This window comes from Sodalinema gerasimenkoae IPPAS B-353 (assembly GCF_009846485.1).
Classification (GTDB): domain Bacteria; phylum Cyanobacteriota; class Cyanobacteriia; order Cyanobacteriales; family Geitlerinemataceae; genus Sodalinema; species Sodalinema gerasimenkoae.
Genome location: NZ_ML776472.1, coordinates 360,621 through 373,372 on the forward strand (window position 1 = coordinate 360,621; position 12,752 = coordinate 373,372).

Here is a 12,752-nt window from a genome sequence, read left to right on the forward strand (position 1 = left end):
GCAACAGGCAATAGGCAATAGGTGGGGAAGTCTTTCCCAACGAGCAAGTCCTAAGTCAATCTTCGATTGCTATATCAATTCTAGACAACACCTCTATTGGCAATTAGGGTTGTCCTTAGGGGTTGCCGATCGCACAGAGGTTTCACTGGCGACATGAACGCGATCGCGCCCCTGGGTTTTAGCCAAATAGAGGGCGCGATCGGCACATTTCAAGAGAGCATCTCCCGTCACTTGAGGATCAGGAATCACACTGGCCACCCCAAGACTCAGGGTAACGCGATCGCTGCATTGGGAGGTTTCATGGGGAATCTGTAATCGCCGCACCGCTTCTAACGTCCGTTGTGCCACCGCCAGGGCCCCCTGACGGCCTGTTTGAGGTAACACAGCCACAAACTCCTCCCCCCCATAGCGGGCCACCAAATCCTCAGGACGGCAAATGGTATCGGAGATCACCCGGGCCACACGACGCAGACAATCATCACCGGCCTGATGGCCATAGGTATCATTAAAGGGTTTAAAACAGTCAATATCGGCAATTAATAGGGACAAATACGTTTGCTCCTGAGCGCCCCGTTGCCATTGTTCCCGCAACTGTTCATCAAAAGCGCGACGATTGGCAATTTGCGTTAACCCATCCAAATTTGCCAAAGCTTCCAGTCGAGCATTCGCCGCTTCTAACTGACGGTTTGTTAACTCCAACTGACTCGCTAAACGGCGTTCTTCTAATACTTGTAAACTCAACTTTTGAATCAGTTGATGTTCCCGAGCTAGAGAGCGTTGTAGGGCCTGGGTCGCGCGATGGGCCTCAATTAAGCGACGAATACGCTGACGCAAGACACCCCAATGAATCGGCTTAGTAATAAAGTCTTCCGCCCCCATCTCAAAGGCCCGTTCAATCGAATCAGAGTCTTGCAGCGTTGTAATAATCAGAATCGGGGGGCAGTTTTGACTAAACTGCTGTTTCAAGCGTTGACAACATTCAAATCCCCCCATCTTTGGCATCATGGCATCGAGTAAAATCAAATCTGGGAGTTGGAGTTGACAGTGATCAAGACAGTCTTGACCATTACTCACATCAACGCTCTCGTAACCGTCGCGTTCAACGGCCCGTTTCATTAACATCCTTAATGTGCGTTCATCATCGGCAATCAGAACCGTCCCTTGCGGGACAGGAGATTCAGCGTTAGTCATAGTCAAGTTGTTGTAGGAGCCTCGTTAAAGCGGTATAGACGTGATCAACATCCCTCTCAAAATCCTGAATCAGGGCTTGTCGTTCTGAGCTGGGGATCTCGATCAAACAACCCCGTCGGATCTCCTCTTCGAGAGTACGACAGCGATGAGTGAGGGCAGCGGCCCCTAAGCTGGCACTCAGAGAGCCGAGAGCATGAGCCACTTCGTTGATCATATCAAGCTCTCCGGCGTCTAAGGCGAGGCGTAAGCTCTGCAAACGCTGGGGGACATCGTCGAGATAGCTCTGAATCATCTCGGCCACAAAGTCCAAGTCCCCTGCCATTTGTTTCAACTCATCAATGACTTGGATATCGAGAATGGGGATTGCTCGAGTGATGCGAACTGGAGAGGGGACAGGAGGCTGAGCTGACGAGATGAGGGGTTCCACGCCGCCGCTGGCCAAACGTTCTAGGGCTTGTCGTAACTTGATCGCTCGTAGGGGTTTCGTGAGGTAGTCATCCATACCCGCATCTAGACACAACTGGCGATCGCCCTCAAGGGCATGGGCCGTTAAAGCAATAATATAGGGTTGCGGCCGACCCTGCTGACTCAACTGTTGACGAATTTGGCGGGTTGCACTCCAGCCATCTAACTCCGGCATTTGAATGTCCATTAACAGCACATCAAAGTTCTCCTGTTGTAGCTGTTGCACTGCCTCTAAGCCGTTACTCACCAGGGTTGCTTCATAGCCAAATCGCTGTAACAGTTGTTGGATTAACGCTCGGTTGATCGGCAGATCTTCAGCCACAAGTAGGTGTAGGGGGAGTCGTTGAGCCAAGGTTTCATCAAAGGGGGAGTTGTCAGGGGATGGGGATTGCGGCCAAGAATGAGTAGGAGTAATCAGAGTGGTAATGGGGTCGAGGCGCGCTGAATTGATCTGGGGCAGGAGTTTAACGGTCACGTGAAATGTTGACCCTTGTCCTAATTCACTTTCAACCCAGATTTGACCCTCCATCAGTTGACATAGTCGCTGACTAATGGTAAGCCCTAATCCGGTTCCACCATAGCGGCGGGTGATGGAGTTGTCACTTTGGGAAAAGGGTTTGAATAAACGCTCAAAACGATCTGGGGGGATGCCAATGCCGGTATCTTGAACCTTCAAATGCAGAGTATGTCTAGGATCGTCGGGGGTGGTGGCTCCAATATGCTCAACCGCGAGTTGAATCTGTCCGTGTTGGGTGAATTTGACGGCGTTGGCCAGAAGGTTAAGCACAATCTGTTTGAGGCGGACGACATCCCCGACCCAAATTTGCGGGAGCGGGGTTTCGAGGCTGTAGATTAGGCTGAGATGTTTCTGCTCAGCGGTGATGGCCACGAGATCGAGGGCTTGGAGAAGACAGCGATCGAGTTCAAAGGGTCGTAATTCCAGATCTAAATGACCCGACTCGATTTTAGAGAAGTCTAGGATATCGTTAATTAACGTTAGTAGGGTTTCACTACTGTGACGGATTGTGTCAGTAAATTCTTGCTGTTGCGGGTTTAGGGGACTATGCAGCAGTAATTCGGTATTGCCAATAACGGCATTGAGGGGAGTGCGGATTTCATGGCTCATCATGGCCAGAAACTGACTTTTGGCGAGATTGGCGGCTTCTGCGTCCTGTTTAGCTAACCGCAAGTCCTGATTTTTGGCGCTGAGTTGTTGGCGATGTTCGGTCTCTCGTTTGAGAATCGCGGCTTGGGCAAGGGCGATGCCAACTTGGGCCGCCACGGCTTCGATGAGATTGACCTCGTCGCTACTCCAGCGACGGAGGGAACATTGATGTAAGCAGATCTCGCCGTTGGCTTCTCCTTGATAGGAGGTGCGGATGCCGAGCATCGAGCGAATCTGATAGGTCTCAAAGAAGGGTTGACGGTCTTTGAGAAGTGGGTTCTCGGAAACATCGTCCCAGACTTGGGCTAAATCCTGCTGCATGACTACCCGGCTGTAGGGGTTGTCCTGGATGGGGAGGATTAGTCCCAACAAGGAGGGAAGAGTGGGATGACGAGATTCAGCAACGGCTTTGAGTTGGGGTTGAGGTTGGGCTTCATAGGAGAAGATTAAACAGCGGCTGGCGCCAAAGGTTCGTCCGATGTGATGGGCCGCGGTCTGGACAATTTGCTGTGAGTCGAGACTTTGGCGAATTTCTTCGGTTAGGTTTTTTAGGAGTAGGACATTGCGATATTGTCGTTTGAGGGCATCTTCAGCCAGTTTGCGATCGCTGATATCTTCGGCTAAACCGACAAAGCGATAGGAGCTGCCTTGATACTCGGGGACGGGAAAGGCTTTAGCGGAAAGCCAACGGATTTCACCACTCGGTCGCACAATGCGATAGGTTTCTTCAAAAATCTCTCCCTGTTGAACTTGCCGGTTGAGGGCTTCGGTGACCCGACGGCGATCGCTAGAGTGAACGCATTCTAGCCAACGTCGGGGATATTGGTACAGCTCCTGGTAGGGACGTTGAAACACCTCTTCGTAGATGGGGGAGATGTAGAGCATCTCTCCGTTATGGGAGAGAATAAAGAAGATTTGACGGATATTTTCTGCCAGTTGACGAAATTTGCTTTCGCTTTCCCGGAGGGCATCTTCGGCTAGTTTTTCGCTGGTGATATCACTGAGGGTCCCCACATAGCCCATCAGACAATCTTGGGAATCGTACAGGGCGACGATTCTACCAGAGATCCAACAGAGGCTCTGGTCGCGACGCAGGATTCGATACTGTAGGGTCAGTTGCTGACGTTGACTGATGGCGTCTTCCCAGGCTTGAAAGACGCCATCGCGATCGTCCGGATGAATGGCGGTGAGCCAACCAAAATCGAGGGAGTCTTCCCGAGAGAGTCCGGTGGTTTGACACCAATGGGGATTGACATAGCGACAGGCCCCGAGGGGATCGGCCAGAAGCAGTCCCACGGGGGCGGATTCAACGATCAGGCTAAATTCATCTTCTCGGGGTTCTAGGGCCATTTGGAGGAGGCGCTGATCGCTGACTGGGCGCAGGGTGGCCAGCCAAGGGGCCGAGGTGGGCGATCGCACTTGAGTCGAACGGGACGCGAGGCGTTGGGCACACACATCGACGAGGAGTTTTTGCCCATCCTGACGACGAGTTATGACTGTTGCGTGCCAGTCATTTTGGGGAAACTCGTCAGTATTGAGGGGGGATGGTTCTAGGAACTGACAATAGGTCTCTAGAGGTTGACCGATGACTTGTTCGGCCCCAACCTGATAAAGGGCTTCGGCTTGGGGACTCCAGTACAAGACCCGTCCCATCCCATCGACTACAATCGCGGCTTCCTCGATTTGAGTGAGGATTTGCTGTTGCCAGCGTACTGTTTGTTCGAGGGATTGGATAGATTGGCCCTGCTGCTTGAGCAGTTGTGCTTGTTGTTCGAACCGGGTTTGTAACTCTTGCTTCTCGCTACTGAGGCGTTGATGGTTGAGAAGCTGTTGTAAGCGCAGGGTTAGACATTCAGCCAGTTGCTGACTGAGGTATTTTTCCTGGGCTGTCCAAGTGTGCGGGCGATCGCAGTGGTGAGCCATGAGCCAGCCCCAAGGTCTTTGTCCATCTGCGTTGAGAGGATTGATGAGATAACTTTTAACTTGAAATCGCTCCAGAAGATTGAGATAGCAGGGACTAAACGATTCTTGGCTGATATCATCAACGGCGTGAGTAGATCTCGGAGTTGTTAAGCGTTGAAGGCAAGTATCCTGAATTTGATGGTGGAGACTGACGGAGCCAGGAGGTCGCACGGTTTCAGCAATGATGGTTCCCCAGTTCGGGTCGTTGACTTGATAGACAATGACGCGATCGCAGTCTAAGAGGGTTTGCAGTTCCCCGACGGCAGTTTCCAGCAGAGATGGCAGGGAAGGAGCGCGATTCAATTTGAGGAAACTCGAGACGAGAGACTGAGTCGTTTCTAAGGATAAATCAGCCTCTTGATTGCGACTTGAGTGGCTGCGATCGCTCATCATGCTCCTAAAGTAATGCCTTAAGTTGGGCTTGTGCCTTGGATAAGGATTCTCTCCATTCTTGCTCAGGATCACTATCGGCGACAATGCCGGCACCCACTTGACCCCAAATGTGCCCTTGATGACACAGGAGGGTGCGAATGAGAATATTCAGGTCTAAATAACCTCGCTGATCTAAATAGCCACAAGAGCCATAGAATAGACTGCGCCGCACGGGTTCGAGTTCTTCAATAATCTCCATACAGCGCACTTTCGGACAGCCGGTAATGGTTCCTCCGGGAAAGACGGCGGCGATGGCCTCAATGGGGTCAACCTGGGGAGAGAGTTGACCGATAACGTTACTGACAAGGTGCATGACATGGCTGTAGCGTTCGACGACGAGCAGTTCGTTCACTTGCACCGAACCCCAGTTACAGACACGGCCGAGGTCGTTGCGTTCTAAATCCACCAACATGATATGTTCGGCGTTTTCTTTGCGGTTATCGAGGAGTTCGGCTTCGAGTTGGCGATCGCACTCGGGGGTTTCGCCTCGGGGACGAGTTCCGGCGATGGGACGGGTTTGGGCGATTCCCTCCCGTAGATGCAACAGTCGTTCTGGGGAACAACTAACGACCTGTCCCCAGGGGGTTTGCCAATAGCTGGCGAAGGGGGAGGGGTTAATCTCTTGCAGGCGACGGTAAATCTGCCAGGGATGGCGGTTTAGGTGGGTGCTAAAGCGTAGGGAGAGGTTGGTTTGAAAGATGTCGCCGGCCCGGATATAAGCTTGGGCGCGACGCACCATGGCTTCGTAGTCGGCTTGTTGGCAGAGAAACTCAATCTCTGGAGGGGCGCTGAGGGGGCTAGGAGCTGCGTCCATCGGCTTCCATTGGCTCCAGGTCTGTTGGAGGCGATCGAGCTGTTGAGGGCTGCTGGCGGCGAACCAGAGGGTCTTGTGGTGATGGTCGATGACGGCGAAGGTTTCGGGTTCGTACCAGAAGGCGATGGGAAAGGGGAGAGGGTCGTGATTCTGGTTGGGGAGTTGTTCAATTTCCCAGCCGAGATCATAACCGAGCCAACCCAGCCAACCTCCGGTGAAGGGAAGCTGGGCAATGTCTGGGGGAAGGATTGGGGTCTCTAAATTCCTTGCTAACTGATGCCGCAAAAACGGTAGAATTTCACCGAGTCCCGGAGTCCAATGCTGAGAAATGCCCCCCTTTTGCCGAGGACGACCTGCACAAATGGAATAGCCGGTTAAATGAGGAGTTTCTGAGGTTGGGGGACTTTCGAGGAGGACGGCGATGGGATCATCGAGGAATAATGCGGCAAAGACATGAGATGCTGTATGGGATTCCAGGGGATGCGATCGCCAAAACCAGGGCTGTTGGGCGTTCATAGGCGCGGTGTTACAGGGCGGAGAACAGGACAGGTGAACGGTTAAGAGGCTAAAAGGCTAAAAGTTTAAGAGTTTAAGAGTTTAGGATGTTTAGTTATCTTAAGGGTTTGTTGGTCGGTGTTCAGATGGCGGTTCCTCAACGTCCTCTGTTGACGCTAGAGGTGAATGGCGTCGGCTATGACGTGCAGATTACGCCACGATTCGCGCGGGAACTCCCCGGAACTCAGGAGGAGTTCCAGGTGTTTGTGGATTTGCAATTGCGTGATGACCGTCTGTTGCTATTTGGCTTTGCAACAGCGGCGGAACGGGATCTATTTCGTCAATTAATTCGGGCCAGTGGCGTGGGGGCCCAGTTGGCGATGGCCTTGTTGAGTACCTTAGCGTTAGAGGATTTGGTGCAGGCGATCGTCTCGGGAAATCATAAGATGCTCTCGCAAACACCGGGAGTTGGCAAGAAAACCGCAGAACGCATTTCCCTGGAATTACGAGAAACCCTCGGCCAATGGCGAGAACAGGCTAATTTACAAGTCGTCGCCACGGTTGGGTTAGGGGGAGCGTTACTCGAAGATGTGGAGATGACGTTGTTGGCGTTGGGATATACCCCCCAGGAAGTGGTTTCGGCGTTGAATGCGGTGTCAAGTGATATGCAGTTTGGCGATCGTGGGAACGCCGAAGCTTGGATTAAGGAGGCCATTTCTTGGCTTTCGCGGGAGGTCGCTGACTAGAGATTAGATTCACCCCCTCCCGATGAACCCTCTTATGGCCCCAGAAATCACCGCAAATCGGCACATTTAATCACTATCCGAGTCTGAGAGCCATTGCTGCAACGCTTCCTCAAAGGCTTCAAGTGAGGGAAGAGTCGCCGCCTGAACCAGAAGTGCTTTTAGAGGTTGAAGATCATTCAATTGGTTTACCGATTCAGTCAGGGAACCCGGAACGCTGCTAAATCGAGCCGTCAAGATCTCGAAAACCGCCTCACGACTGCGACGTAAGGCTCCCTCTTCGAGACCTTGTTCTCGTCCTTGTTCCTGTGCAAAACGCTCTAGGGGAGTGATGTAAGGCATTTTCTGGTCCTCCTCGTAATTGGCAATTTCGGTATTGAATGAGCGTTCGAGTTCTTCGGGGAGATTCATGACGACCCTTTAATCCATCATAAAATCTCGTAAATCTTCAATGGTAATCTGAAGGTCTTGAGCAAACTCAGGAACAGGCAACCTCTCAGTTGGATTAGCAAAAAACTGGGGCTGCTGTCCCGATTGATAACTGAGAACAGTTAGACTATCTGGGTCAATAATCCAGCCCAACTCTGTGCCAGAATCTAAACAGTGCAAAATCTTCCCAGTCAGAATATTTTGCTGTTGCTTGGGAGATATAATTTCAATCATCCAAGGGGGAGGAAAGAGAATTCCGTTGGTGACTGAACCGGTTTCATCACGGGGAATTTTATCCCAAGTAATGACGACAATATCTGGGACAATTGAGCGTCCTGAAAAGGTGACCCGGAGTTCTGGGAAGGCTCGGGCAATTTTGGCTTTCCGCAAGCTGGAATTAATACAAGCGGTTAAATCACCTTGAATACTACTATGCTTACATTGTGGCATGGGCTTCTGAATAATTTGTCCTTCGATATATTCACTCGCTGGCTTGGTTTCGGGTTGAGCGAGGAAGGCTTCGAGGGTGATGGCTTGAACTGGAGTTTGAACCATGGGGCTGAGTCTCCTGCGTGATAACTCCCCTTTTACTATAACTTTGACCAACTTGGACAGCCAGGGTGATGTGCGAATGGGCGATCGGTATTAAGATCAAAGCCAAGCTGCTCCTCATCCTGAAACGCCTGTGATTGTTGCTCAACCGATCGCCCCCTATCATCTAACCCCCACGCCACCCCCCTATGTGGAAGTTCTCGTGGACTGTCCAGGGTCTCAAAAACTCTTTACCTACGCCATTCCTGAGCAATTAGAGGTGGAACCGGGGGATATTCTTTCGGTTCCCTTTGGTTCGCAACAGGTGGGGGCGATCGCCATCGGATTTCGTAGCACACCCCCCCCAGAGATTGACCGCGATCGCATCAAAGCCGTTGACGATATCATCACCCGAGGCTTCTTTCCCCCTCATTATTGGCAACTTCTCCAACAGGTGGCAGACTACTATTACACGCCCCTGATGCAAGTAATTCGCGTCGCCCTTCCCCCCGGACTTCTACAGCGATCGCAACGCCGGATTCGCCTCAACCCCGAGGCGATTCCCCCTGGGGCGGAACAGTTCCTTTCTCCTATCGCCCGACGGGTTCTCGATCTCCTGCAAAATGGCAAATCAGACCACTATAGCGCCACCTATGTACAGCAAAAAATCCCTGGGGCCAGTCGAGGAATTCGGGATTTAGTCCAACGAAATTACGCCCAAAGTTACCTAGAAACACCTCGTCCTGCTCAACCCAAACTCAAACAGGCGGTGATTCTTATCGATGTTTCTCCAATTGTCTATACAGAACTCACCAAACGTCAGAAGGAAGTACTAATTATCCTCCGACGTCATGGAGGAGAACTCTGGCTAACGGATTTATTACAAATTGCCCGCACCACTCGCCCAACTATCAGTAATTTAGAACGTTGCGGGTGTCTCGTAGTCGAAGGGCGAGAAGTGTTGCGCCGGGAGAGGGGGGTAAGCGTCGCCGCTGATGTGGACAAAGAGCTTACACCAGCGCAATCTCAGGCGTTGCAGCAGATTTTGCAACAGTCTCACTACTGTGAGATGTTGTTGCATGGCGTTACAGGGTCTGGGAAAACTGAAGTCTATTTACAGGCGATCGCGCCCATTTTAGCCCAACAACAATCCGTCCTAATTCTCGTTCCCGAAATTGGCCTAACCCCCCAACTGACTGATCGCTTCCGCGCCCGTTTCGGCGATCGCGTCTCCGTCTATCACAGCGCCCTATCCGATGGTGAACGTTTCGATACCTGGCGACAGATGCTCGCAGGAGAGCCGCAAGTGGTCATCGGAACCCGATCCGCCATTTTCTGCCCTCTACCCCGTCTGGGGCTAATTGTGCTGGATGAGGAACATGATAGTAGTTTCAAACAAGACCGTCCCGCCCCCACCTATCATGGGCGAACGGTGGCGAAATGGCGGGCTGAATTAGAAGATTGCCCCTTAATTTTAGGCTCAGCAACCCCATCCTTAGCCACCTGGTTAGATTGCCGCCAAAATCACCCACAACGACACTATCTTTCTCTCCCCGAGCGAGTCCAATCTCGCCCCATGCCTCCCATTGAAATCATCGACCTCCGGGGAGAACTCAAACGGGGTAATCGCTCGATTTTTAGCCTAGCCTTGCAACAGGCTCTCAGAGACCTCAGTGAAACCGGAAAACAGGGAATTTTATTTATCCATCGCCGTGGCCATAGTAGCTTTGTTTCCTGTCGCAGTTGTGGCTATGTCATCGAGTGTCCCCATTGTGATGTCTCGTTGTCCTATCACCATACCCATGAAGGGGCAAATCAATTATTACGCTGTCACTATTGCGGTTACACCCGACAACATCCCCGAAATTGTCCTGAATGTGGCTCCCCCTATCTCAAGTTTTTTGGCAGTGGAACACAACGAGTCATGCAGGAACTGGCTCGTAATTTTCCTGAGTTAAATGCCATTCGTTTTGACAGTGATACGACGCGAAATAAGGGCGCACATCGGGCATTGTTAACTCGTTTTTCTCAGGGAGATGCTCAGTTATTAGTCGGGACGCAGATGTTAACCAAGGGGTTAGATTTGCCCTCGGTGTCTCTCGTGGGAATTGTCGCCGCTGATGGACTGTTGAATCTCTCAGATTATTGGGCCGGGGAACGGGCCTTTCAAACCTTAACCCAGGTGGCGGGCCGGGCCGGACGAGGCGACGACCCTGGACGGGTGATTCTGCAAACCTATACACCGGAACACCCCGTGGTGCAGGCAGTTCAGCGTTATGATTATGCTGAATTTGTTGAGGCGGAATTGGACCAGCGGGAGGCGTTGGATTATCCCCCTTATGGCCGCTTGCTGTTGGTGCGATTGAGTGGTTTGGATGGGGAGTTAGTCGAAGCCACAGCGATGCAGATGGGGGAGATGTTGCAACTCCCGTTGGATGCGTCGGGGGGGTATGAGGTGCTCGGGCCAGTTCCAGCGGCGGTGTTGCGGGTGTCGGACCGCTATCGTTGGCAGATTTTGTTGAAGTTCCCCAGTCAGGAACGGGTGGACTTACAACCTCAGTTGCAACGGTTGCGAGATATTTGTCCGCCAAAGGTTCGCTTGGCGGTGGATGTTGACCCGTTGAATTTTGGTTAAGCCTCAACCTCCAATGCCTTCACTCAGCCTAACATTGATGCCTCTGGCCCAAACTGTGGCCGAAAGATGTTGTGGGAGGGGAAAAATCTGCTACTGTGGCAATCAGATTTGAGACATCCAGACGTGCAACCGAGGTAGATCATGCGAATTCTCTTTGTGGGGGCAGAAGCCGCACCACTGGCTAAAGTGGGTGGAATGGGCGATGTAGTTGGCGCACTCCCCCGGTACCTACGGAAACTGGGCCATGATGTGCGGGTGTTTATGCCCTATTACGGCTTCCTTCCCGACAAAATCGAGATTCCGAAAGACCCTGTTTGGTGGGGCCATGCGATGTTCCAAGACTTCGCCGTCTATGAGAGCAAACTTCCTAAGACGGATGTCCCCCTCTATCTGTTTGGCCATCCCTCCTTTATGCCCCGTCGCGTCTATCATGGTGATGACGAGGATTGGCGCTTTACCCTCTTTGCCAATGGGGCGGCGGAATTTGCCTGGAATTACTGGAAACCCGACATCATCCATTGTCATGATTGGCACACAGGGATGATTCCGGTTTGGATGAATCAATCTCCTGATATCACAACAGTGTTCACGATTCATAACTTGGCCTATCAAGGCCCCTGGCGGTGGTACCTCGATCGCATCACCTGGTGTCCTTGGTATATGCAGGGCCATAACACCATGGCGGCTGCTGTCCAATTCGCCAACAAGGTGAATACGGTGTCTCCTACCTACGCCGAACAAATTAAAACCGCTGAATATGGGGAAAAAATCGAAGGTTTGCTCTCATTTATTAGCGGCAAACTCAGCGGTATTCTCAATGGGATTGACACGGAAAGTTATGACCCGGAAACGGATACAGCCCTGAAGCAAAATTACACCGCTGACACCATCGAAAAACGCGCCGCCAATAAAATTGCTCTCCAGGAAGAATTGGGGTTACAAGTCAATGCTGAGACCTTCATGATTGGCATGGTGACGCGGTTAGTGGAACAGAAGGGGATTGATTTACTGCTGCAAATCCTGGATCGGTTTATGGCCTATAGTGATTGTCAGTTTGTTCTTTTGGGAACGGGCGATCGCTACTACGAAACCCAGATGTGGCAACTCAGCACCCGCTATCCTGGGCGCATGGCCAGTTATCTTCTCTATAACGACCAACTGGCCCGCCGCATCTACGCCGGAACTGATGCCTTTATGATGCCGAGTCGCTTTGAACCCTGTGGGATTAGCCAAATGTTAGCCATGCGGTATGGCTGTCTCCCCATTGTCCGCCGTACAGGGGGGTTAGTCGATACCGTCTCCCACCATGATCCCATGAAAGAGGCGGGAACTGGGTTCTGTTTTGACCGCTATGAGGCTCTCGATTTATACACCTGTTTGGCTCGCGCTTGGGAGTCGTTCCGTTATAAGAACGACTGGCGCAAGTTACAACAACGGGCCATGCGTCAAGACTTTAGTTGGCGCAAGTCGGCGGTGGCTTATGATAATCTCTATCGGGATCTCTATGGTCTGCCCCATCGGACCGATGAGGAATTGCCGAAGTTGTTTGAACAAGCTGAAGAGTTTACGACGGTTCAATAGTTACCGTATGGCGAAGGATGCCCCTAGGGATAAGTGCGTCACTAGGGGCATTTGGGTTAATGAATTTGGAAAGTTTGTCACTTTTAGAGGGTTAACCATGAATGTTAGAGCGATTATTGAGTGGGATGAAGTCTCTCAGTTATATTCGGCAACTTGTCCAGAGTTAAACTTTGTCTCGTCGTTTGGAGAAAGTCGTGACGAGGCGATCGCACAGCTTAAGGATGCGATCGCTCTCATGTTAGAGCCAATCCCAGATGAATTTTTGGAAACTCAAAACCCTCAAGATGTTGTAGAACTGGCGCTTTGAAA

At 51.7% G+C, this 12,752-nt stretch carries 9 protein-coding genes; 4 read left to right on the plus strand and 5 right to left on the minus strand.

Annotation, left to right across the window (positions count from 1 at the left end; genetic code table 11):
- Positions 1-93: 93 nt before the first annotated feature.
- The 3 genes from L855_RS01620 to L855_RS01630 are packed head-to-tail and all read right to left on the minus strand — an operon-like array spanning position 94 to position 6,545.
- Positions 94-1,191 (minus strand): GGDEF domain-containing response regulator, encoded by a 1,098-nt coding sequence (locus L855_RS01620; protein ID WP_159783504.1) that lies wholly within the window; start codon positions 1,189-1,191, stop codon positions 94-96.
- Complete coding sequence (locus L855_RS01625; protein WP_159783505.1) at positions 1,184-5,176, minus strand: PAS domain S-box protein; 3,993 nt, start codon at positions 5,174-5,176, stop codon at positions 1,184-1,186. The genes L855_RS01620 and L855_RS01625 overlap by 8 nt, the downstream gene beginning before the upstream one ends.
- A gap of 4 nt (positions 5,177-5,180) precedes the next feature.
- Positions 5,181-6,545 (minus strand): anthranilate synthase component I, encoded by a 1,365-nt coding sequence (locus L855_RS01630; RefSeq protein ID WP_159783506.1) that lies wholly within the window; start codon positions 6,543-6,545, stop codon positions 5,181-5,183.
- Between the two features lie 86 nt (positions 6,546-6,631).
- Between L855_RS01630 and ruvA the strand changes: the two genes are divergently transcribed.
- Complete coding sequence (ruvA, locus tag L855_RS01635; protein WP_159783507.1) at positions 6,632-7,270, plus strand: Holliday junction branch migration protein RuvA; 639 nt, start codon at positions 6,632-6,634, stop codon at positions 7,268-7,270.
- Positions 7,271-7,336: 66 nt separating this feature from the next.
- On the opposite strand, the gene L855_RS01640 is transcribed toward ruvA, so the two are convergent.
- Positions 7,337-7,678: a hypothetical protein gene (locus L855_RS01640; RefSeq protein WP_159783508.1), complete on the minus strand. Its 342-nt coding sequence runs from the start codon at positions 7,676-7,678 to the stop codon at positions 7,337-7,339.
- Between the two features lie 9 nt (positions 7,679-7,687).
- A complete protein-coding gene (locus tag L855_RS01645) occupies positions 7,688-8,251 on the minus strand; it encodes a Uma2 family endonuclease (protein ID WP_159783509.1) in 564 nt (187 codons plus the stop codon).
- A 130-nt stretch (positions 8,252-8,381) separates the two neighbouring features.
- On the opposite strand from L855_RS01645, the gene priA reads away from it, so the two are divergent.
- The 3 genes from priA to L855_RS01660 all read left to right on the plus strand — a co-directional run bounded on the left by priA (position 8,382) and on the right by L855_RS01660 (position 12,750).
- Complete coding sequence (gene priA, locus L855_RS01650) at positions 8,382-10,862, plus strand: primosomal protein N' (RefSeq protein ID WP_159783510.1); 2,481 nt, start codon at positions 8,382-8,384, stop codon at positions 10,860-10,862.
- A gap of 141 nt (positions 10,863-11,003) precedes the next feature.
- Positions 11,004-12,443 carry a glycogen synthase GlgA gene (gene glgA / locus L855_RS01655; RefSeq protein WP_159783511.1) on the plus strand — a complete coding sequence of 480 codons (1,440 nt, stop codon included), beginning with the start codon at positions 11,004-11,006 and terminating at the stop codon, positions 12,441-12,443.
- 97 nt (positions 12,444-12,540) lie between these two features.
- Positions 12,541-12,750 carry a type II toxin-antitoxin system HicB family antitoxin gene (locus L855_RS01660; RefSeq protein ID WP_068787950.1) on the plus strand — a complete coding sequence of 70 codons (210 nt, stop codon included), beginning with the start codon at positions 12,541-12,543 and terminating at the stop codon, positions 12,748-12,750.
- The last annotated feature ends 2 nt before the right edge of the window (positions 12,751-12,752 follow it).

Excerpts from the sequence above, each read along its gene's own strand:
- L855_RS01660 (WP_068787950.1), top strand. The coding sequence starts at position 12,541 with ATGAATGTTAGAGCGATTATTGAGTGGGATGAAGTCTCTCAGTTATAT.
- L855_RS01620 (WP_159783504.1), bottom strand. The coding sequence starts at position 1,191 with ATGACTAACGCTGAATCTCCTGTCCCGCAAGGGACGGTTCTGATTGCC.
- L855_RS01645 (WP_159783509.1), bottom strand. The coding sequence starts at position 8,251 with ATGGTTCAAACTCCAGTTCAAGCCATCACCCTCGAAGCCTTCCTCGCT.
- L855_RS01630 (WP_159783506.1), bottom strand. The coding sequence starts at position 6,545 with ATGAACGCCCAACAGCCCTGGTTTTGGCGATCGCATCCCCTGGAATCC.
- L855_RS01640 (WP_159783508.1), bottom strand. The coding sequence starts at position 7,678 with ATGAATCTCCCCGAAGAACTCGAACGCTCATTCAATACCGAAATTGCC.
- ruvA (WP_159783507.1), top strand. The coding sequence starts at position 6,632 with ATGTTTAGTTATCTTAAGGGTTTGTTGGTCGGTGTTCAGATGGCGGTT.
- glgA (WP_159783511.1), top strand. The coding sequence starts at position 11,004 with ATGCGAATTCTCTTTGTGGGGGCAGAAGCCGCACCACTGGCTAAAGTG.
- L855_RS01625 (WP_159783505.1), bottom strand. The coding sequence starts at position 5,176 with ATGATGAGCGATCGCAGCCACTCAAGTCGCAATCAAGAGGCTGATTTA.